At 62.6% G+C, this 19,740-nt stretch carries 16 protein-coding genes and 1 other RNA gene; 9 read left to right on the top strand and 8 right to left on the bottom strand.

The window, feature by feature from the left end; all coding sequences use genetic code 11:
- Positions 1-4: 4 nt before the first annotated feature.
- From CKW29_RS06010 to CKW29_RS05980, 7 genes are all read left to right on the top strand, one after another.
- Positions 5-544, top strand: coding sequence for a FixH family protein (locus CKW29_RS06010; protein WP_095143105.1), 540 nt, complete (start codon positions 5-7; stop codon positions 542-544).
- Between the two features lie 156 nt (positions 545-700).
- Complete coding sequence (locus CKW29_RS06005) at positions 701-3,154, top strand: heavy metal translocating P-type ATPase (protein ID WP_095148081.1); 2,454 nt, start codon at positions 701-703, stop codon at positions 3,152-3,154.
- A gap of 22 nt (positions 3,155-3,176) precedes the next feature.
- Positions 3,177-3,407 carry a cbb3-type cytochrome oxidase assembly protein CcoS gene (ccoS, locus tag CKW29_RS06000; protein WP_095143103.1) on the top strand — a complete coding sequence of 77 codons (231 nt, stop codon included), beginning with the start codon at positions 3,177-3,179 and terminating at the stop codon, positions 3,405-3,407.
- Positions 3,400-4,083: a sulfite exporter TauE/SafE family protein gene (locus tag CKW29_RS05995; RefSeq protein ID WP_095143102.1), complete on the top strand. Its 684-nt coding sequence runs from the start codon at positions 3,400-3,402 to the stop codon at positions 4,081-4,083. The genes ccoS and CKW29_RS05995 overlap by 8 nt, the downstream gene beginning before the upstream one ends.
- Before the next feature lie 165 nt (positions 4,084-4,248).
- The gene (gene hemN, locus CKW29_RS05990) at positions 4,249-5,631 is read left to right on the top strand and encodes an oxygen-independent coproporphyrinogen III oxidase (protein ID WP_095148080.1); all 1,383 of its coding nucleotides are present in this window, start codon (positions 4,249-4,251) and stop codon (positions 5,629-5,631) included.
- A 110-nt stretch (positions 5,632-5,741) separates the two neighbouring features.
- A complete protein-coding gene (gene fnr / locus CKW29_RS05985; protein ID WP_095143100.1) occupies positions 5,742-6,476 on the top strand; it encodes a fumarate/nitrate reduction transcriptional regulator Fnr in 735 nt (244 codons plus the stop codon).
- A gap of 78 nt (positions 6,477-6,554) precedes the next feature.
- Complete coding sequence (locus tag CKW29_RS05980; protein ID WP_095143099.1) at positions 6,555-7,103, top strand: adenine phosphoribosyltransferase; 549 nt, start codon at positions 6,555-6,557, stop codon at positions 7,101-7,103.
- A gap of 258 nt (positions 7,104-7,361) precedes the next feature.
- On the opposite strand, the gene CKW29_RS05975 is transcribed toward CKW29_RS05980, so the two are convergent.
- From CKW29_RS05975 to dnaX, 5 genes are all read right to left on the bottom strand, one after another.
- Entirely contained in the window at positions 7,362-8,510 is a 1,149-nt protein-coding gene (locus CKW29_RS05975; protein ID WP_095143098.1) for an acyl-CoA dehydrogenase family protein, read from the bottom strand.
- Positions 8,511-8,618: 108 nt separating this feature from the next.
- Complete coding sequence (gene recR, locus CKW29_RS05970; protein ID WP_095143097.1) at positions 8,619-9,221, bottom strand: recombination mediator RecR; 603 nt, start codon at positions 9,219-9,221, stop codon at positions 8,619-8,621.
- A gap of 77 nt (positions 9,222-9,298) precedes the next feature.
- Complete coding sequence (locus CKW29_RS05965) at positions 9,299-10,333, bottom strand: NADP-dependent oxidoreductase (RefSeq protein WP_095143096.1); 1,035 nt, start codon at positions 10,331-10,333, stop codon at positions 9,299-9,301.
- Between the two features lie 218 nt (positions 10,334-10,551).
- Positions 10,552-10,890 (bottom strand): YbaB/EbfC family nucleoid-associated protein, encoded by a 339-nt coding sequence (locus tag CKW29_RS05960; protein ID WP_008028561.1) that lies wholly within the window; start codon positions 10,888-10,890, stop codon positions 10,552-10,554.
- Between the two features lie 67 nt (positions 10,891-10,957).
- Positions 10,958-13,048, bottom strand: a complete 2,091-nt coding sequence (gene dnaX, locus CKW29_RS05955; protein ID WP_095148079.1) for a DNA polymerase III subunit gamma/tau — start codon at positions 13,046-13,048, stop codon at positions 10,958-10,960.
- Between the two features lie 146 nt (positions 13,049-13,194).
- Between dnaX and CKW29_RS05950 the strand changes: the two genes are divergently transcribed.
- Entirely contained in the window at positions 13,195-13,959 is a 765-nt protein-coding gene (locus CKW29_RS05950) for an ABC transporter substrate-binding protein (RefSeq protein ID WP_095148078.1), read from the top strand.
- Between the two features lie 3 nt (positions 13,960-13,962).
- On the opposite strand, the gene CKW29_RS05945 is transcribed toward CKW29_RS05950, so the two are convergent.
- Complete coding sequence (locus CKW29_RS05945) at positions 13,963-15,663, bottom strand: bifunctional diguanylate cyclase/phosphodiesterase (protein WP_095143093.1); 1,701 nt, start codon at positions 15,661-15,663, stop codon at positions 13,963-13,965.
- A 483-nt stretch (positions 15,664-16,146) separates the two neighbouring features.
- On the opposite strand from CKW29_RS05945, the gene CKW29_RS05940 reads away from it, so the two are divergent.
- On the top strand, positions 16,147-16,461 hold the full coding sequence (locus tag CKW29_RS05940; RefSeq protein WP_095082209.1) for a helix-turn-helix domain-containing protein: 315 nt from the start codon (positions 16,147-16,149) through the stop codon (positions 16,459-16,461).
- Between the two features lie 432 nt (positions 16,462-16,893).
- On the opposite strand, the gene ffs is transcribed toward CKW29_RS05940, so the two are convergent.
- Positions 16,894-16,990: signal recognition particle sRNA small type (gene ffs, locus CKW29_RS05935), an RNA gene on the bottom strand.
- Between the two features lie 314 nt (positions 16,991-17,304).
- Positions 17,305-19,662 carry an NAD-dependent DNA ligase LigA gene (gene ligA / locus CKW29_RS05930; RefSeq protein ID WP_095143092.1) on the bottom strand — a complete coding sequence of 786 codons (2,358 nt, stop codon included), beginning with the start codon at positions 19,660-19,662 and terminating at the stop codon, positions 17,305-17,307.
- Positions 19,663-19,740: the final 78 nt, after the last annotated feature.

Here is a 19,740-nt window from a genome sequence, read left to right as displayed (position 1 = left end):
CATCATGCCCGCAGCAACTGCCACCAGCCCTTGGTACAAGCACCTCTGGCCATGGATCATCATCGCTATCCTGGCCTGTTCGGTAACGCTGACCCTGTCGATGGTGACCATCGCGGTGAACAACCCGGACAACCTGGTCAACGACAACTACTACGAAGCTGGCAAGGGCATCAACCGCTCACTGGACCGTGAGCTGCTGGCCCAGACCCTGCTGATGCGCGCCAGCATGCACCTGGACGGCGTGACCGGTGAAGTCGACCTGCACCTGACCGGCAACAGCCAGCCGAAGACCCTGGAGCTGAACCTGATCTCGCCCACCCAGCCGGAGAAAGACCGCAAGATCATCCTGACCCGCAGTGAAACCGAACAAGGCCGCTACATCGGCCAGGTGAACGACAAGATTGAAGGTCGCCGCTTCGTCGAGCTGCTGGGCACCCAGGACGACCACATCTGGCGCATGTTCGAAGAAGAACAGGTCAGCCACGACAAAGACCTGCTGCTGGGTGACGAACCGCTGCAAGGCGCCGAAGACCTGAAGCAGTAAAGACTGCGCTTCGCGCATTCGCGGGCAAGCCCGCTCCCACCGTTGATCAGGGTCGTACATAGCACCTGAGTTCACCAACGATCCCCGTGGGAGCGGGCTTGCCCGCGAAGAGGCCCTATCCGACGATAGAGATCCAGCGGTACTAGTGATTACTCCATGACCACCACCCCAACTCCCTGCTACCACTGCGCCCTGCCCGTCCCACCCGGCAGCCGGTTCACCGCCGTCATCCTTGGCGAGACGCGCGAGCTCTGCTGCCCGGGCTGCCAGGCGGTGGCCGAAGCGATTGTCGCCGGTGGCCTGGAACACTATTACAGCCACCGCAGCGAGGCCTCGGCCAACCCCGACGCCTTGCCGGTGCAACTGGTGGACGAACTGGCGCTGTATGACCGCGCCGACGTGCAACAGCCCTTTGTACGCCACGAAGGCGAGCTGGCCGAAACCACGCTATTGATGGAAGGCATCAGCTGCGCCGCCTGTGGCTGGCTGATCGAGAAACACCTGCGCAACCTGCCCGCCGTGGCGGAGGCGCGCCTGAACCTGTCCAACCATCGCCTGCACGTACGCTGGGTCGACAGCCAGCTGCCGTTGAGCCAGCTGCTCGGCGAGCTGCGCCACATCGGCTACGCCGCCCACCCCTATCAAGCGGACCGCGCCAGCGAGCAACTGGCCAGCGAAAACCGCCTGGCCTTGCGCCAATTGGGCGTGGCGGGCTTGTTGTGGTTCCAGGCGATGATGGCAACCATGGCCACCTGGCCGGAGTTCAACATCGACCTCAGCCCCGAGCTGCATGCGATCCTGCGCTGGGTCGCGCTGTTCCTGACCACCCCGATCGTGTTCTACAGCTGCGCACCCTTCTTCAAAGGGGCAATGCGCGACCTGCGCACCCGTCACCTGACCATGGACGTGTCAGTCTCGCTGGCGATCGGTGGCGCCTACCTGGCCGGCATCTGGACCTCGATCACCGGCACCGGCGAGCTGTACTTCGACGCGGTCGGCATGTTCGCCCTGTTCCTGCTGGCCGGTCGCTATCTGGAGCGCCGTGCCCGCGAACGCACGGCTGCCGCCACCGCCCAACTGGTCAACCTGCTGCCCGCATCGTGCCTGCGATTAAGCCCGGACGGCCAGAGCGAGCGCATTCTGCTCAGCGAGTTGCGCCTGGGTGACCGGGTGCTGGTCCATCCCGGCGCCATCCTGCCGGCCGACGGCAAGATCCTCGACGGCCAGTCGAGTATCGATGAGTCGCTGCTGACGGGCGAATACCTGCCACAACCGCGCACCGCTGGCGATGCCGTCACCGCCGGCACCCTGAACGTCGAGGGTGCGCTGACCGTCGAAGTGCTGGCGCTGGGTCAGGACACACGCCTGTCAGCCATCGTCCGCCTGCTGGACCGCGCCCAGGCCGAGAAACCACGCCTGGCACAAATCGCCGACCGCGCGGCGCAATGGTTCCTGCTGCTGTCGCTGGTGGCCGCGGCGGTCATTGGCCTGATCTGGTGGGAGCTGGATCCGTCCCGTGCGTTCTGGATCGTGCTGGCCATGCTGGTCGCGACCTGCCCTTGCGCCTTGTCGCTGGCCACTCCCACCGCCCTCACCGCCGCCACCGGCACCCTGCATAAACTCGGCCTGCTCCTGACCCGAGGCCATGTGCTGGAAGGCCTGAACCAGATCGACACGGTGATTTTCGACAAGACCGGCACCCTCACGGAAGGTCGGCTGGCGTTGCGCTCGATCCGCCCACTGGCAGCCCTCGACAGCAACCAGTGCCTGGCGCTTGCCGCCGCCCTGGAAAACCGCTCGGAACACCCGATTGCCAGGGCCTTTGGTCGAGCCCCCGTGGCCGCCGAAGAAGTGTTGAGCACCCCCGGCCTGGGCCTTGAAGGTCTGGTCGGCTCGCAGCGCCTGCGCATCGGCCAGCCGGGATTCGTCTGCGAACTCAGCGGTTGCGCCGTCCCCCCGATGCCCGACGAAGCCGGTCAATGGCTGCTGCTGGGCGACAGCAACGGCGCACTGGCCTGGCTGGTCCTCGACGACCGCCTGCGCAGCGACGCACCGGCCCTGCTCGCCGCCTGCCAGGCACGCGGCTGGCGCACCCTGTTGCTGTCGGGCGACAGTTCGCCGATGGTGGCCAGCGTTGCGGCAGAGTTGGGCATCGACGAAGCCCGTGGCGGATTGCGTCCGGACGACAAACTGCAGGTGCTCAAGCAACTGCACCAGGAAGGTCGCAAAGTATTGATGCTTGGCGACGGCGTCAACGATGTGCCGGTACTGGCCGCGGCCGACATCAGCGTGGCCATGGGCTCGGCCACCGACCTTGCGAAAACCAGCGCCGATGCCGTGCTGCTGTCCAACCGCCTGGATGCCCTGGTACAAGCCTTCAGCCTGGCCCGCCGCACCCGCCGGGTAATCATCGAGAACCTGCTGTGGGCGGGGCTGTACAATGGCCTCATGTTGCCGTTTGCCGCCCTCGGCTGGATCACTCCGGTGTGGGCCGCGGTCGGCATGTCCATCAGTTCGTTGACCGTGGTACTCAATGCCTTGCGCCTGACTCGCATGCCGAGTGTTCCGGGCACCGGCACCACGCCAGAAACCCGCCCGCTGCCGGCCTGAGCCGCGCGGGCATGGAGTAAAGATGCCAGCTCTCTACGTGATGATCCCGGCGGCGCTGCTGATCGTCGCCATCGCCATTTACATCTTCTTCTGGGCCGTCGACAGCGGCCAGTACGACGACCTCGACGGGCCGGCCCACAGCATCCTGTTCGACGACCAGGACCCGAACCACAAGGCTGCCATCGACGAAGCCGACGGCCAGCCAACAGCGGATCCGGCCAAGCCAACCGACAAGGCGCCACCCGATGCTTGAGCTGGCACCCCTGCTGGTGTCAGCGCTGATCCTGGGCCTGCTCGGTGGCGGTCATTGCCTGGGCATGTGCGGCGGGTTGATGGGCGCACTGACCCTGGCGATCCCCAAGGAACAACGCAGCCGACGCTTTCGCCTGCTGCTGGCGTACAACCTGGGCAGAATCCTCAGCTACGCCACCGCCGGCCTGCTGATCGGCCTCGCCGGCTGGGCCCTGGCCAACAGTCCGGCGGCGATGTTCATGCGCGTGCTTGCCGGTTTGCTGCTGATCGCCATGGGGCTGTACCTGGCGGGCTGGTGGAGCGGCCTGACCCGCATCGAAAGCCTGGGCCGCGGCCTGTGGCGCCATATCCAGCCCGTTGCCAACCGCCTGCTGCCGGTATCGAGCGTACCGCGCGCCTTGCTGCTGGGCGCGCTGTGGGGCTGGCTACCATGTGGCCTGGTCTACAGCACCCTGTTGTGGGCCGCCAGCCAGGGCGATGCCATCGACAGTGCGCTGTTGATGCTCGCCTTTGGCCTTGGCACCTGGCCGGTGTTGTTGGCCACGGGGCTCGCCGCCGAACGCGTCACGGCGCTGTTACGCCAACGCAGCGTGCGCATGACCGGCGGCCTGCTGGTGATCCTGTTCGGTATCTGGACCCTGCCCGGGCCACACCAGCATTGGCTCATGGGGCACTAGGGCCGCCGCGATTGAAGGCTTGAAGAGCCCCCATGTAACCGCATACAGGGCATTTACCCCGGCTCGACGGTGTACACCCGTACACTCTTGATACAAATCAAGATTCCCCTCGTGGCAACCCCCTAGACTCGCTGACACTGCCAGCCTATCCGGGGGAACGCCCGCATGCTCGACGCCATTCGTTGGGACACAGACCTGATCCGCCGTTACGACCTGGCGGGACCACGCTACACCTCGTACCCGACCGCGGTGCAATTCAACAGCCAGGTCGGCACGTTCGACCTGCTCCACGCCCTGCGCGACAGCCGCAAGGCCCGGCGCCCGCTCTCGCTGTATGTGCACGTGCCGTTTTGCGCGAACATCTGCTACTACTGCGCCTGCAACAAAGTCATCACCAAGGATCGCGGCCGCGCCCAGCCCTACCTGCAACGCCTGGAACAGGAAATCCAGCTGGTCGCCTGCCACCTGGACCCGAACCAGAAAGTCGAACAACTGCACTTCGGTGGCGGCACCCCGACCTTTCTCAGCCATGACGAACTGCGCCAGTTGATGGCGCAACTGCGCAAGCACTTCAACCTGCTGGATGACGATTCGGGCGACTACGGCATCGAAATCGACCCCCGGGAAGCGGACTGGTCGACCATGGGCCTGCTGCGCGAACTGGGCTTCAATCGCGTCAGTATCGGCCTGCAGGATCTCGACCCGGCGGTACAACGGGCGGTCAATCGCCTGCAAAGCCTGGAGGAAACCCGAGCGGTGATCGATGCCGCGCGCACCTTGCAGTTCCGCTCGATCAACATCGACCTGATCTACGGCCTGCCCAAGCAAACCGCCGAAAACTTCGCCCGCACTGTCGAAGAAGTCATCAGCCTGCAGCCCGACCGCCTTTCGGTGTTCAACTACGCCCACCTGCCCGAGCGCTTCATGCCGCAGCGGCGAATCAACAGCGACGACCTGCCGGCGCCTGCCGAAAAGCTGAAAATGCTTGAGCGCACCATCGAGCAACTGACCGCCGCCGGTTATCGCTACATCGGCATGGACCATTTCGCCCTGCCCGACGATGAACTGGCCATCGCGCAGGAAGAATCGACCCTGCAACGCAATTTCCAGGGTTACACCACGCACGGCCATTGCGACCTGATCGGCCTCGGCGTGTCGGCCATCAGCCAGATCGGTGACCTGTACTGCCAGAACAGCAGCGACCTGAACGAGTACCAGAACGCCTTGGCCAGTTCCCAGCTCGGCACCAGCCGTGGCCTGCTGTGCAATCAGGACGATCGGTTGCGCCGGGCGGTGATCCAGCAACTGATCTGCAATTTCCGCCTGGACTTCGCCACCATCGAACAGGACTTCAACATCGATTTTCGCGGCTACTTCGCACAGCTCTGGCCACAGTTGCAGGCCATGGCCGAGGATGGCCTGATCGAACTCGACCGTGAAAAAATCCTGGTCCTGCCCGCCGGGCGACTGCTGGTGCGTTCAGTGTGCATGGTGTTCGATGCCTATCTGGAGCAGCAGAACCGCCAACGCTTCTCTCGGGTTATTTAAAGCACTGGGCGCACCCACGAGGTTGCGCCATGTTGCCGCAGACTGGCTTCAAGGTCCTTGCGTAGGTTACCCTTACGCCTTATGTGTGTTTTCCCACAAGGATCTAAGAAATGTCCGAGCCAGTTAAACTGCGCGCTCATAACCAGGCTCATTGCAAGGATTGCAGCCTGGCACCACTTTGCCTGCCACTTTCTCTGAATCTGGAAGACATGGATGCGCTGGACGACATCGTCAAACGTGGCCGCCCACTGAAAAAAGGCGAATTCCTGTTCCGCCAGGGCGACGTTTTCGATTCCGTCTTTGCAGTACGCTCGGGCGCCTTGAAAACCTTCAGCCTGAGCGACAGCGGCGAAGAGCAGATCACCGGCTTCCACCTGCCGAGTGAACTGGTCGGCTTGTCCGGCATGGACACCGAGAGCCATCCGGTGTCCGCCCAGGCGCTGGAAACCACCTCGGTCTGCGAAATCCCCTTCGAGCGCCTTGATGAACTGGCCCTGCAACTGCCGCAATTGCGCCGTCAATTGATGCGGGTGATGAGCCGTGAAATCCGCGACGACCAGCAAATGATGCTGTTGCTGTCGAAGAAGACCGCCGACGAGCGCATCGCCACCTTCCTGGTCAACCTGTCGGCACGCTTCCGCGCTCGCGGGTTCTCGGCCAACCAGTTCCGCCTGAGCATGTCGCGCAACGAAATCGGCAACTACCTGGGTCTGGCGGTGGAAACCGTGTCCCGGGTGTTCACGCGCTTCCAGCAAAACGAGTTGCTCGCCGCCGAAGGCAAGGAAGTGCACATCCTCGACCCGATCCAGCTGTGCGCGCTGGCCGGTGGTTCAGTCGAAGGCTGACGATCCGCAGGTGGCTGAGCGGCCCCGCTCAGCCACGGTTATACTGTCGCGTTTGTAGCCTGCCAGGACATCCCGACGATGGTCATCGACTCCTTCGACATCAAATCCCTGATCCGCCCCGTGATCGACTTCCCGAAGCCGGGCGTAATCTTCCGCGACATCACCCCGCTGTTCCAGTCGCCCAAGGCCTTGCGCCTGGTGATGGACAGCTTTGCGCACCGCTATGTCGAGGCCGACTTCACCCACATCGGTGCCATGGATGCCCGTGGTTTCCTGATCGGCTCGGTGCTCGCCTACCAACTGAACAAGCCACTGGTGCTGTTTCGCAAGCAAGGCAAACTGCCGGCCGACGTGTTGGCCGAGGGTTACCAGACCGAGTACGGCGAAGCCTTCCTCGAAGTCCACGCCGACAGCCTCTGTGAAGGGGACTCGGTGCTGATGTTCGACGACCTGATCGCCACCGGCGGGACCCTGATCGCCGCCGCCAATCTGGTGCGACGCATGGGCGCCAGCCTCTTCGAGGCCGCGGCCATTATCGACCTGCCGGAACTGGGCGGCTCCCAGCGCCTGGAAGACATGGGCATCCCGACGTTCTGCCTGACGCAGTTTGCGCTGTCCGAAAAGTAAGCGCTTGCACTGACGCCTTCGCGGGCAAGCGGAACACCGCCCGACGCTCGCTCCTACAGGGCAATGCAGGCGGCGCCCATGTAGGAGCGAGCTTGCTCGCGATGACCGTGAGCGCGACGCGGGGTGTCAGGCAGCACGCGTTATCGTTGCCGACCATCGCGAGCACGCTCGCTCCTACAGGGATCTGTTTCGCACACAAGATTTGTGTCTCGCGACAATCCCCAGTGGGAGCGGGCACGTCAGCCGCCATACCGCAATCTATAGCCCCATCTGCTTGCTGATGATTTCATTCATCACCTCCCGGGTACCGCCGCCAATGGAGAGGATCCGGTTATCGCGATACAGCCGTTCCACCAGGCTGTCGCGCATGTAACCCTGCCCACCGAGGATCTGCACCGCGTCGTAGGTGATGCGGTCGGCAGTGTCGGTGGCGAGGTTCTTGGCCATGGATATTTCCTTGATCACACTCTTGCCCGCCGCCATTTTCGCGGCCTGGCGATAGGTGAACTCCCGGGACACCTCCAGCGCCGTGGCCATTTCCGCCAGACGATGCTTGAGCACCTGGAACTTGCCAATCGGCTTGCCGAACGCTTCGCGCTGCCGCGCCCACTTCAGGCTCTCTTCCAGTGCCAGTTGCGCGGTCATATTGGCCATCAGCGCCAGGGCCAGGCGCTCGCTTTGAAAGTTGCCCATGATGCAGGCAAAGCCCATGTTCTCGACACCGATCAGGTTGCCCACCGGCACCTTGCAGTCGTCGAAAAACAGCTCGGCCGTGTCCGACGCCCACCAGCCCATTTTCTTCAACTGGCGACCGACGGTGAATCCCGGCGTGCCCTTCTCGATCAACAGCAGGCTGATGCCGGAAAACCCCGGCTCACCGGTGCGCACCGCAACGGTATAAAAATCCGCACGCACACCGCTGGTGATAAAGGTTTTACTGCCATTGACCCGGTAATGGTCACCGTCACGCACAGCGCGGGTCTGCAGGTTGGCGACATCCGAACCGCCGCCGGGTTCGGTGACCGCCAGGGCGCTGATTTTCTCGCCACTCAGGACGTGCGGCACCACCCGGTCGCGCACCTCGGGCCTGGCCCACTTGACGATCGGCGGCAGGCCGATGTCCAGCGAGCCGAGCCCTGCCACCAGCCCGCCGGAACCGCAGCGCATCAAGGCTTCGCTGGCGGCGATCTTGGCAAACAGATCGCCTTCGTGGCTGCCACCCAGCGCCTCGGGGTAACCGATGCCGAGGATGCCCGCCGCGCCGGCCTTGAGGTAGAGCTCACGGGGAAAGCCCTCGGCCTCCTCCCACTGATCAATGTCCGGAAGAATCTCGCGCTCGACGAAGCGTCGCACGCTGTCACGGACCAATTCATGGCTTGGGTCGAAGTATTCCTGGAAGGCAGGCATCGGCGAACTCCACTGAAGGTTCAGCGAAGTTAACCGAGCGCTTGCTTGGTTTTCAAGCGTCTTCAGCGAAGACGGCGAAGCGAGAGGCCAGAAACGTCAAGCCAGACGCTACAGAGCGATCGGCTTACGCCCCGCAAAGGAATGAGCCAGGGTACCGCCGTCTACCAGTTCCAACTCGCCACCCAAAGGCACGCCATGGGCAATGCGCGAAGCGATCAGGCCCTTGTTGCTGAGCAACTGGGCGATGTAGTGCGCGGTGGCTTCGCCTTCCACGGTTGGGTTGGTTGCCAGAATGACTTCGGTGAAGGTGCCCGCCTCTTCGATCCGCGCCAGCAGTTGCGGGATACCGATGGCTTCGGGGCCCAGGCCGTCAAGGGGCGACAAATGGCCCTTGAGCACGAAGTAACGACCGCGAAAACCGGTCTGCTCCACGGCATAGACATCCATCGGCCCTTCAACCACACACAACAATGTGTCGTCACGCCGAGTGTCCGAGCATTGCGGGCACAAGTCATCTTCAGTCAGCGTGCGGCACAGCCGGCAATGGCCAACCCCTTCCATCGCCTGGCTCAACGCCAATGCCAGCCGCGAACCGCCGCTACGGTCACGCTCGAGCAGTTGCAGCGCCATGCGCTGGGCGGTTTTCTGACCGACACCGGGCAAAGTACGCAGGGCGTCGATCAGTTGGCGAATCAAAGGGCTGAAGCTCATGGTAGAAAGGTCCGACAAATCAACGAGACGCGGTTTATACCCGCGCCTCTGGCCAGCGTCAAATACTCATCCAGGCGTCAGTCTTCAGCGACCCGCACCACCAGCTTGCCGAAGTTGCGTCCTTCCAGCAGCCCGATAAATGCCTCGGGTGCTTGTTCCAGACCGAGGACGACATCCTCACGAAACTTCACCTTACCCTCGCGTACCCAGGGTGCCATCGCCTTGATGAATTCCGATTGCCGATCACCGTAGTCGTCAAAGACGATAAAGCCCTGCATCCGCACACGCTTGGTCAGCAGCAGGCGTTGCAGCAGTGGCAAGCGATCCGGGCCGGGTGGCAGCTCCTGGGCATTGTACTGCGCAATCAGGCCGCACACCGGGATCCGCGCCTTGGGATTGAGCAGCGGCAAGACCGCGTCGAACACCTTGCCACCGACGTTTTCGAAATACACATCGATGCCGTCGCCGCAGGCCTGCGCCAACTCATCGGCAAAGGTCGGACTGCGGTGATCAATGCAGGCATCGAAGCCCAACTCCCTGACCACGTAACGGCACTTGTCGGCACCCCCTGCAACCCCCACGACCTTAAGGCCCTTGATTTTAGCCACCTGCCCCACCACCGAACCCACGGCACCGGACGCTGCGGCAACCACCAGGGTCTCGCCGGCCTTGGGCTGGCCGATGTCCATCAGGCCCATGTAGGCGGTCATCCCCGGCATGCCGAGTACACCCAGTGCCAGGGAAGGACTCGGCCAGCCCGACGGCACGGGGACCAGCGCCCGGCCATCACTGATGCTATGGCTCTGCCAGCCCGTGGTGCCCACCACCAGGTCGCCCTCCTGGAATTTCGGGTTCAGCGAACGCTCGACCCGGCTGACGGCACCACCGGTCATCACATCGCCGAGCGCCACGGGCGCTGCATAGGACGGTGCATCGCTCATGCGTCCGCGCATGTAGGGATCGAGCGACAGGTAGAGGGTTTTGAGCAGCACCTGACCTTCGCTCAGCTCCGGGAGCGCCACCCGCTCCAGGCGAAAGTTCTCCGGTACCGGCGCCCCCGTGGGCCGCGACACCAGGACGATACGTTGGTTGAGGGTCAATGCGTGTGGCATGTGAGCATCTCCTTGACGATGAGTTCGGTGGTATAGAGAGCAGACCGTGGCCAGGGGCTGGCGTTCGATGTTTCTCAGGGCCGGTGCCTGTCTAGACGCGAAGCGTCCGTGGCGGCGCTCCAACGCAGAGCATGGGAACGATCAGTGTGCCGCAAAAACAAAAATGCCAGGCGCGATGCCTGGCATTTTTTGTAGCCCATCCGAAGCGCCTTGGCGAATCAGAACGGCAGTTTCATGCCCGGTGGCAATTGCATGCCTGCGGTCATGCCGGACATCTTGTCCTGGCTGTTGGCTTCGATCTTGCGCACCGCGTCGTTGACGGCGGCGGCGAACACGGCTTCGAGCATCTCTTTGTCGTCTTCGCTCAGGCCTTCCACCAGGCTTGGATCGATGGTCACGCGTTTGACGTCGTGACGACCGGTCATCACCACGGTGACCATATCGCCACCGGCTTTACCGGTGACTTCGGCGTTGGCCAGCTCTTCCTGCATCTTGGCCATTTTTTCCTGCATCTGCTGCGCCTGCTTCATCAGGCCGGCCATGCCACCTTTCATCATGGGAATCACCTCAAAAGTACTTGGATCAAAACAGCGCCCGGCCAACCGGGCCGAGCGCCTTCAGTTATTAGCCCTGGCTGGCCAGAGCCTCGACAGGTTCAATAGTATCGTTACGGATCACCGCGCCGAACTGTTGCATCATTTGCTGGATGAACGGATCGCCGTGAATCGAATCCTCGGCCTCGCGCTGGCGATCGGCACGTCGACGCGAGGCTGCCTGGGCCGGGGTTTCCTGCTCGGGCTTGATCAGTTCGATGCTCACCGTCAGGGTACGCTGGTGATACTGGTTCAGCGCATCGTTGAGCCGGCGTTGCTGGGTGGCGTTGAACAGCGCACTGTGGGCCGGGTCCAGGTGCATCAGCCAGTGATCGCCATCAACGGCAATCAGCGTGCAGTTGGCGGCGATGCTGCCGGTCATGCCGGAAATCGGCAGCTTCGGGAACAGCTCCAGCCATTGCAGCGCCAGACCGGTGGCCGGCATCGCAGCGGGTTCCGGCTCAGGCTCCGGCGCCGGTTCCGCGGCATGCTCACTGGCCAGCTCATCCAGGTAGCTGTAGGCCGAATCCTGGTCCGGCTCGATATAGTCCTCATCCAGCGGCGGCTCGTCGTCCAGGTCCATGCCCGGCGTGGCGGCATCGACCTGCGCCACGCTCGGCTCGGGAATCGACTCGGCAGCCCAGGCCGGCGCATCCGGCACGACACTGTCTGGAACCGGCACTGGCATCGGCGTCAGGTCAGGCTGTTCGGCGGTCGTTTCCAGCACGGGCTCGGCAGCCGGCTGCTGCACGACAGCCGGTTCTACCGGGTCGTTCCACGGCAGGTCGACAACCTCTTCGGCAATGGCCGCGGTTGCTGCCACGGCCTCAACCACCGGCGCAGGCACCACCTGGGGCGCAACCGGAGCAGGTGCAGGCGTTACCGCCTCGGCAACAGGCCGCACTGCAGCCTCAACGACAGGAGCAGCCGCCACTACCGGCGCAACACGCTGCGCGCCAGCCACCGAGTTCGCGGAATCAACTGTGGCCTGGCTGATCCCCACTGGCTTTAGCGGCTGCCTCGGTGCATCCGCGGTGTCTGCCGGCCGGAAGGCAAGCATTCGCAGCAGGACCATTTCGAAACCACCACGCGGGTCCGGCGCCAGCGGCAAGTCGCGGCGACCGATCAGGCCCATCTGGTAATAAAACTGTACGTCTTCGGCCGGCAAGGCCTGGGCCAGCGCCAACACCCGATCACGATCGCCATGGCCGTTGTCCACGCCCTCAGGCAAAGCCTGGGCAATCGCCACCCGGTGCAGCACGTTCAGGATTTCCGACAGCACGCCATTCCAGTCCGGACCCTGCTCGGCCAGATGGCGCACTGCTTCGAGCAATGCCTTGGCATCACCCTCGATCAGCGAATGCAGGACGTCATAGACCTGCCCATGATCCAGGGTACCCAGCATCGCCCGTACGTCAGCCGCCATGACCTTGCCTTCACCGAAGGCGATGGCCTGGTCGGTCAGGCTCATGGCGTCACGCATCGAACCGTCCGCGGCACGCCCCAGCAACCAGAGTGCATCGTCTTCGAACGGCACATTCTCGACACCCAGTACGTGGCTCAAATGCTCGACCACGCGCTCCGGCGTCATGTTCTTCAGCGAGAACTGCAGGCACCGGGAAAGAATCGTTGCTGGAAGTTTCTGCGGGTCGGTGGTCGCCAGGATGAACTTGACGTAGGGCGGCGGCTCTTCGAGGGTTTTCAACAGCGCATTGAAGGAATGGCTGGAGAGCATGTGCACTTCGTCGATCAGGTAGACCTTGAAGCGCCCACGGCTCGGCGCGTACTGGACGTTGTCGAGCAACTCGCGAGTATCCTCGACCTTGGTCCGGCTCGCGGCGTCGATCTCGATCAGGTCGACAAAGCGCCCCTCATCGATTTCACGGCATACCGAGCACGTGCCGCACGGCGTCGAAGTGATACCTGTTTCACAGTTCAGGCATTTGGCAATGATCCGCGCAATGGTGGTCTTGCCCACACCGCGGGTGCCGGTAAACAGGTAGGCATGGTGCAGCCGCTGGCTGTCCAAGGCATTGATCAGAGCCTTGAGCACATGGGTCTGGCCGACCATTTCGCGGAACGAGCGCGGACGCCATTTACGTGCAAGAACCTGATAACTCATCGAAAACCGTCGCAACGAAGGAAGCTGAAGCGGCTAATGCTAGCGGAGCAAGGGCAAAATTGCATCCGGTGTGCTCGGCTAATCTGTCTAAGCTGGTCTTTGGGGATGCTTTAATCGGTGTCTGGCGGCATTCTGCTGGAGAATTTATGCGTTCAGCCTTGGGGGCTTTGCTGTTGATCAGCGCCAGCACTATTGCCGCGCCCGCACCAATACGCTTCGCGATCACCGACAGCTGGGCCATGCCCATGGCGCAGATCGAGCGCGGCCGCCCCATCCAGGGCATTTTGTACGACGTGATGCTCAGCCTGGCCACCCAGGTCGGCGTGCCGGCCGAGTTCAAGGTGCTGGCCCGCGCACGCGTGCAAAGCAGCATGGAACACGGGGAAATCGATGTCCGCTGTTATGCGGCGCAGGCCTGGCTGCCCGACCAGTCCGGAAACTACATCTGGAGTGTCCCGTTGTGGCTCCAGCGCGACCTGTTGATCGCCCGGCCCGGCACTCCCGCCCCAGTGGCCCCGGCCCGCCTCACCGCGCAGCCCATCGGCACCGTACTCGGGTATTACTACCCGACCCTGCAGCCACTGTTCGACAGCGGGCAGCTGCAACGCGACGATGCGCGCAACCAGGACCAGGTCCTGCGCAAGCTGCAGGCCGGACGCTATCAGTATGCCGTGAGCAATCAATGGACCCTGGACTGGTTCAATCAACGGCTGATGCCCGACCAGCAATTGCACACCGCCACGGTGCTGCAGGAATTGAATGTCGGCTGCTACGTGCGCAATGACCCGAAAGTGCCGGTACAACGAATTCTAGGCACCTTGCTCAAAATGAAAATGTCCGGGGAAATCGACGACATCATCCAACTCTACACCGGCACCCGCGAACCGGTCCTGGCCTCCCCCTCGCCATGAACCTCAGACCACCTGGTCCAGCGCCTGCCACTGCATCGGAGCGGCGAACCCTGCAACCCAGCCCGGGACCTCGCTGGCCGGCATCGGCCGGGCAATGAAATACCCCTGCGCCACCTCACACCCCAGGCGCAGCAACAACTGGCCGTGCTCCACACTGTGCAGGCCTTCGGCGACCACCTCTCGCCCAAAGGCCCGGGCCAGGCCGATCACGGCAGTGGTCAACGCCAGGTCGTCACGGTCATGCAGAATGTCGCGCACAAACGACTTGTCGATCTTGATGGTCTGGGTGTGCAGGCGCTTGAGGTAACTGAGCGACGAGTGACCGGTGCCAAAATCCCCCAGCGAGAACCTCACGCCCAGCGCCTGGCAGGCGCGCAGGCAGGTGCTGACATGCTGGATGTTTTCGATTGCCACCGACTCGACAATCTCAAGATCGAGTAGCCGCGGGGAGACGCTGGCGTGACACTGGAGCACGCCCTTGAGCCGTTCGAAAAAGTCGGCACGCTGAAAGTGTCGTGCCGCGATATTGATGCTGACCGGCCACTGCAACCCGAGCCGCTGCCACCGGGACAACTGCACCAGCACCTGCTCCATGACCCACTCGCCGATGTCGACGATCAGGTCCGTCTCCTCCACCCACGGCAAAAACTCCCTGGGCGGCACCACGCCCCTCTCCGGGTGCTCCCAGCGCAGCAACGCCTCAAAGCCCACCACCGTGCCGCTGCGCATATTGACCCTGGGCTGGAAATGCAGGCGCAACTCGTGATTGAGCAAAGCTTGCCGAACCCGCGCCACGGTCTGGTAGGTCGCCTTGACCTCGCGGTCATGCACCACATCAAACAAGTGAAACCGATTGCGCCCGCTTTGCTTGGCCACGTACATGGCCTGGTCGGCATGACGCAGCAAGGTTTCTGCGTCTTCGTTGTCCACCGGGAACAGCGTGACGCCGACACTGGCATACACATGCAGCTCCTTGCCCAGGATCGAATACGGCGCCGAGATCACCCCCAGCACCCGGTTCAGGGCCGCACGCAACTCCGACACGTCGCTCACATAGCGCAAGATCAGCACGAACTCGTCCCCGGCCAACCGCGCGACCACATCCTCGCCCCGCACAATCTCGCGAAGGCGCTTGGCCACTTCCACCAGCAACAAGTCGCCACAGGCATGACCATAGCCGTCGTTGACGGCCTTGAAGCCATCGAGATCGAGCATGCAGACCGCCAGCGGGACGTCCTCCGCACGAGAGAACGTCAGGGCCTGGTCGAGCAAATCAAAGAGAAACGCCCGATTGGGCAAGCCGGTCAGCACATCATGTCCCACCCGCCACTCCAGGGAGTGCAGCAACTGGCGCTTTTCACTGACATCGAAGCGAATGGACACATAGCGCATCACCCGGCCGGTCACTTCATCCAGCACCGGTACCATGGTGCTGTCGACCCAGTACAGGCTCCCATCCTTGGCCCGGTTGCAGATTTCCCCTTTCCAGACCTTGCCCAGGGCAATGGTGCGCCACATGGTCGCGAAGAAATCGCCAGGGTGCAGTCCCGAGTTCAGCAGGCGATGATCGGCGCCCAGCAACTCTTCACGGCTATAGCCCGATATCGCGCAGAACCGGTCGTTGACGTGAATAATCCGCCCACTCAGGTCGGTCTCGGAAAATATGGCGGCAGCATCCACTGCCCTGCGGTATTTCTCATCCATGAGCGTGCCCCATCTAGCGGCTGCACCGCTCGACCAGTGCGCAATGCCTGGCAGAGATGAAGGAGTAGGAGGTGCGATGCCGGGGATCGTGCAGCCTTTGAAGCGGCGGGAGTAACGTCCTTGCAAGCGTGCGGACCAGCAAATTCAGATGCACTTTAAAACTCCATGAACAGCAGGTGATGGCCCCGTGACATATAAAGATCGACTAGTCTTGAAGACCTCGCGACACTCAGACGAGCGTCCGGTTCTGGCAAGGTTCGACGGCCCCGGGTGTCATCGACACGCCCTCCAGACAGGTTCAGGGCTGACGCAATGATGGCCGTTTCGCATCACCCGAACGCCTGACACCAGGCCGGCCAATACGCGAGCCAAACGCCAATTCTACGAAATACATCACGTTTTTAAAAGCAAGGTGATGAATCATGCAGTTGTTCAATGCGAAAAACTGTCGTTAAGTTCTTGATTCTAAATGGGAATCGAGCGATGCACATTTCAAGTTTGGGTCCAGCCATCAAACGCTACCGCAAGGTAGCCGGGCTTACTCAGGCTGAACTTGGCGAAAAAACCGGTTTTGACCCCAAAACCATCAGCCGCTTCGAAACCGGCACCTACGCCCCCAGCGTCGAAGCCCTGTTCAGCTTTGCCGACGTACTGGGCGTGAAGCCCAAGGCGTTCTTTGCCGACCTGGGCGACGAAGAAGAGCAGCGCGCCTATCTCTTCGGTGTCATACACAAAGCCCCCCCAAAGGATCTGGGAAAGCTGATCGCAGCGGTAGATCAAGCCTTGTCCAAGCCTTAGAGCCAGAAACAGAAACAGAAACAGGCGGAGTAACGACTGATCGTTGCCCGCCTGTTTTGTTTGATTGCCCCTGGAAACCAGCGCACCCGAAAAACCATGACCCGGAATTGGCAGCCTCGGTGAGTCGTCATCGTCGAACACCTGGGCGCGCGACTGGCAACCCGCCGGCGCAAAGAGTTCAATCAGATGCCTGTTGATAGATGCAGTTTTTTCCAACCGGGGGGGGGAATAACGAGAACGCATTGACAACAGCAGACACCTTGAACCAAGGAGCGCTCAGAGGGCAATCAGTAGGGAGACTGACAAAGAAGACGTTTGCAACGAGCAGACTTTCGCACGGGCCCGTTTGGGTCAACTGCGATGGCGTTCTATTTTGAGGATTTTTCGAGGATCAGCCCGTTTCTGAAGAACGAACTGGCGTTAAGGTGGCGACCCCACCAGCCACACCCCGGCACACAATGTCACCGCTGCGGCTGCTCCCTTCCAGGCCTGACCGGGTTCACGGCTGATCGTTGCGGGGGGACCGATGGGGTCACCATAACGACGCTCGCCAGTCGGCGAGCCGCGCCATTGTACCTATCTGAGACGAAGTTACAACCGTTGGTTTCGGATTAAAAATACGAGGCCCGTCAAGGACCTGCGTTACTCCCGGTTTTACTGCGCCAACGCCCCGCCGCCCGCTTGCCGGACCATCAGGTGAATGACGTGCCGCTGCTGATTATTCCCGCGCCGCACAGGGGAATAATCAGTCTGGCTACCGTTCGCCTGCACAGCGGGCGCCGGGATCACGGCGACCGCTTCGCGCTCCGGCGCCAGAAAACGCCCTCGCCACAGGTCCGGGCATCAGACCGATATACCGTGACCACTCAAGAACGCCACGAAGGCTTCTTCGTCCAGCACCTTCAACCCCAACTCATTGGCCTTGACCAACTTCGAGCCGGCGCCCGGCCCCGCCACGACACAATAGGTCTTCGCCGACACCGAACCCGCCACCTTGGCGCCGAGGCTTTCGAGCTTGTCCTTGGCGATGTCGCGACTCATCAGTTCCAGGCTGCCGGTCAGCACCCAGGTCTGCCCCGCCAGCGGCAAGCCTTCGACGACTTTCTTCTCGCTGTGCCAGTGCATGCCGAAATCATGCAACTGCTGTTCGGCACTCAACGCCAGTTGGCGATTTTTCTCGACGGCGAAGAACTCGCGCACTGCGTTGGCCTGCTTCTCCGGCAGCGCCTGGCGCATGTCCAGCCAGTCGGCGGCGATGATCGCCTGCAGCGAACCGAACTTGTCCGCCAGTTTCTGCGCCCCACCCGGGCCGACCGAGGGAATGTGCAGCTTGTCGATCATCCCGCCCAGGGTGGTGCTGGCGGCGAACTCGGCACCCAGCTCACCCTGGTCCTGAATGTCCAGGCCGTGGCCCAGCAACGCTTCGATCACCCGCTGGTTGTGCCCATCGGTAAAGAAACTGTGGATCTCGTAAGCGACCTCCAGGCCGACGTCCGGCAAGTAGGTCAAGACTTCCGGCAACGCTTGCTGAACGCGGGCCAGCGACCCCAGGGAGCGCGCCAGCACCTTGGCCGTCTCTTCGCCGACGTCGGGAATCCCCAGGGCATAGATGAAACGCGCCAGCCCGGGTTTCTTGCTGTCGGCGATGGCGCCCAGCAGGTTGTTGCTCGACAGCTCGGCGAACCCCTCGAGGTCGACGATCTGCTCGAACGTCAATGCATAGAGGTCCGCTGGCGAGTCGACCAGGCCTTCATCCACCAACTGCTCGACGCTTTTCTCCCCCAGCCCTTCGATATCCATGGCGCGGCGCGACACAAAATGGATGATCGCCTGCTTGAGTTGCGCACCACAGGCCAGACGCCCGACACAGCGATACACCGCCCCTTCGCTGATGGTCTCGCGCCCCTTGCTGCGCTTGACCAGTTGCGTGCGCTCGACATGGGAGCCGCACACCGGGCAGCTCTCGGGAATCTGCACCGGGCGGGCATCGTCCGGGCGACGCTCGGTGACAACCTGTACCACTTGCGGAATCACGTCACCGGCACGGCGAATGATCACCGTGTCGCCGATCATCAAGCCCAGGCGCGCCACTTCATCCATGTTGTGCAAGGTCGCATTGGACACGGTTACACCGGCCACCTTCACCGGCTTGAGGCGCGCCACCGGGGTCACTGCACCGGTACGACCGACCTGGAACTCCACATCGAGCAACTCGGTGAGTTCCTCCATGGCCGGGAACTTGTGGGCAATCGCCCAGCGCGGTTCCCGCGCACGGAAGCCCAGCTCGCGCTGCGAGGCAATGCTGTTGACCTTGAACACCACGCCATCGATTTCATAAGGCAAGGCGTTGCGGCGCTCGCCAATGTCGCGGTAGTAGTCGAGGCACTCGCCGATACCCTTGGCCAGCTTCAGCTCGCGACTGACCGGCATGCCCCACTGCTTGAGCTGCTGCAAGAGACCAATGTGCGTTTCGGCAATGTCTGCCGACACCTGGCCAATGCCATAGCAGCAGAACTCCAGCGGGCGACTGGCGGTGATCTTCGAATCCAGCTGGCGCAGGCTCCCCGCCGCCGCGTTACGCGGGTTGGCGAAGGTCTTGCCGCCGGCTTCCAGCTGCGTCGCGTTGAGGCGCTCGAAACCGGCCTTGGACATATAGACTTCGCCGCGCACCTCCAGGGTCGACGGCCAACCGCTGCCCTGCAGCTTGAGCGGAATATTGCGCACCGTGCGCACGTTGACACTGATGTCTTCGCCCGTGGTGCCGTCACCGCGCGTGGCGCCGCGCACCAGCACGCCATCCTGGTACAGCAGGCTGACCGCCAGGCCATCGAGCTTGGGTTCGCAGCTGTATTCAACCTCGACACCGCCGCCAAACAAATCACCGGCCGGCAGGTCCAGACCTTCGCTCACCCGGCGGTCGAACTCGCGCATGTCGGTTTCTTCGAAGGCGTTGCCCAGGCTGAGCATCGGCACTTCATGACGTACCTGGGTAAAGGCCGACAACGCCGCACTTCCGACCCGCTGGGTGGGTGAATCACTCGTGACCAGCTCGGGATGGTCCGCTTCCAGTGCCTTGAGTTCGTGGAACAACCGGTCGTACTCGGCGTCCGGAATGCTCGGCTGATCCAGCACGTGGTAACGGTAGTTGTGCTGATCCAGCTCAGCGCGCAGCTCTAGGATGCGGTTTTCGGCGGCGTTCATGGGTGTTCTCTCATAAAGCAAAAGAGCAGCCGAGGCTGCTCAATCTGTATTGGCTGGTCGCCCCGCGCCCGGCGCGGG

The sequence above is a fragment of the Pseudomonas sp. Irchel s3a18 genome (assembly GCF_900187535.1).
Taxonomy (GTDB): Bacteria; Pseudomonadota; Gammaproteobacteria; order Pseudomonadales; family Pseudomonadaceae; genus Aquipseudomonas.
This window is presented reverse-complemented; position numbering and strand designations above follow the sequence as displayed.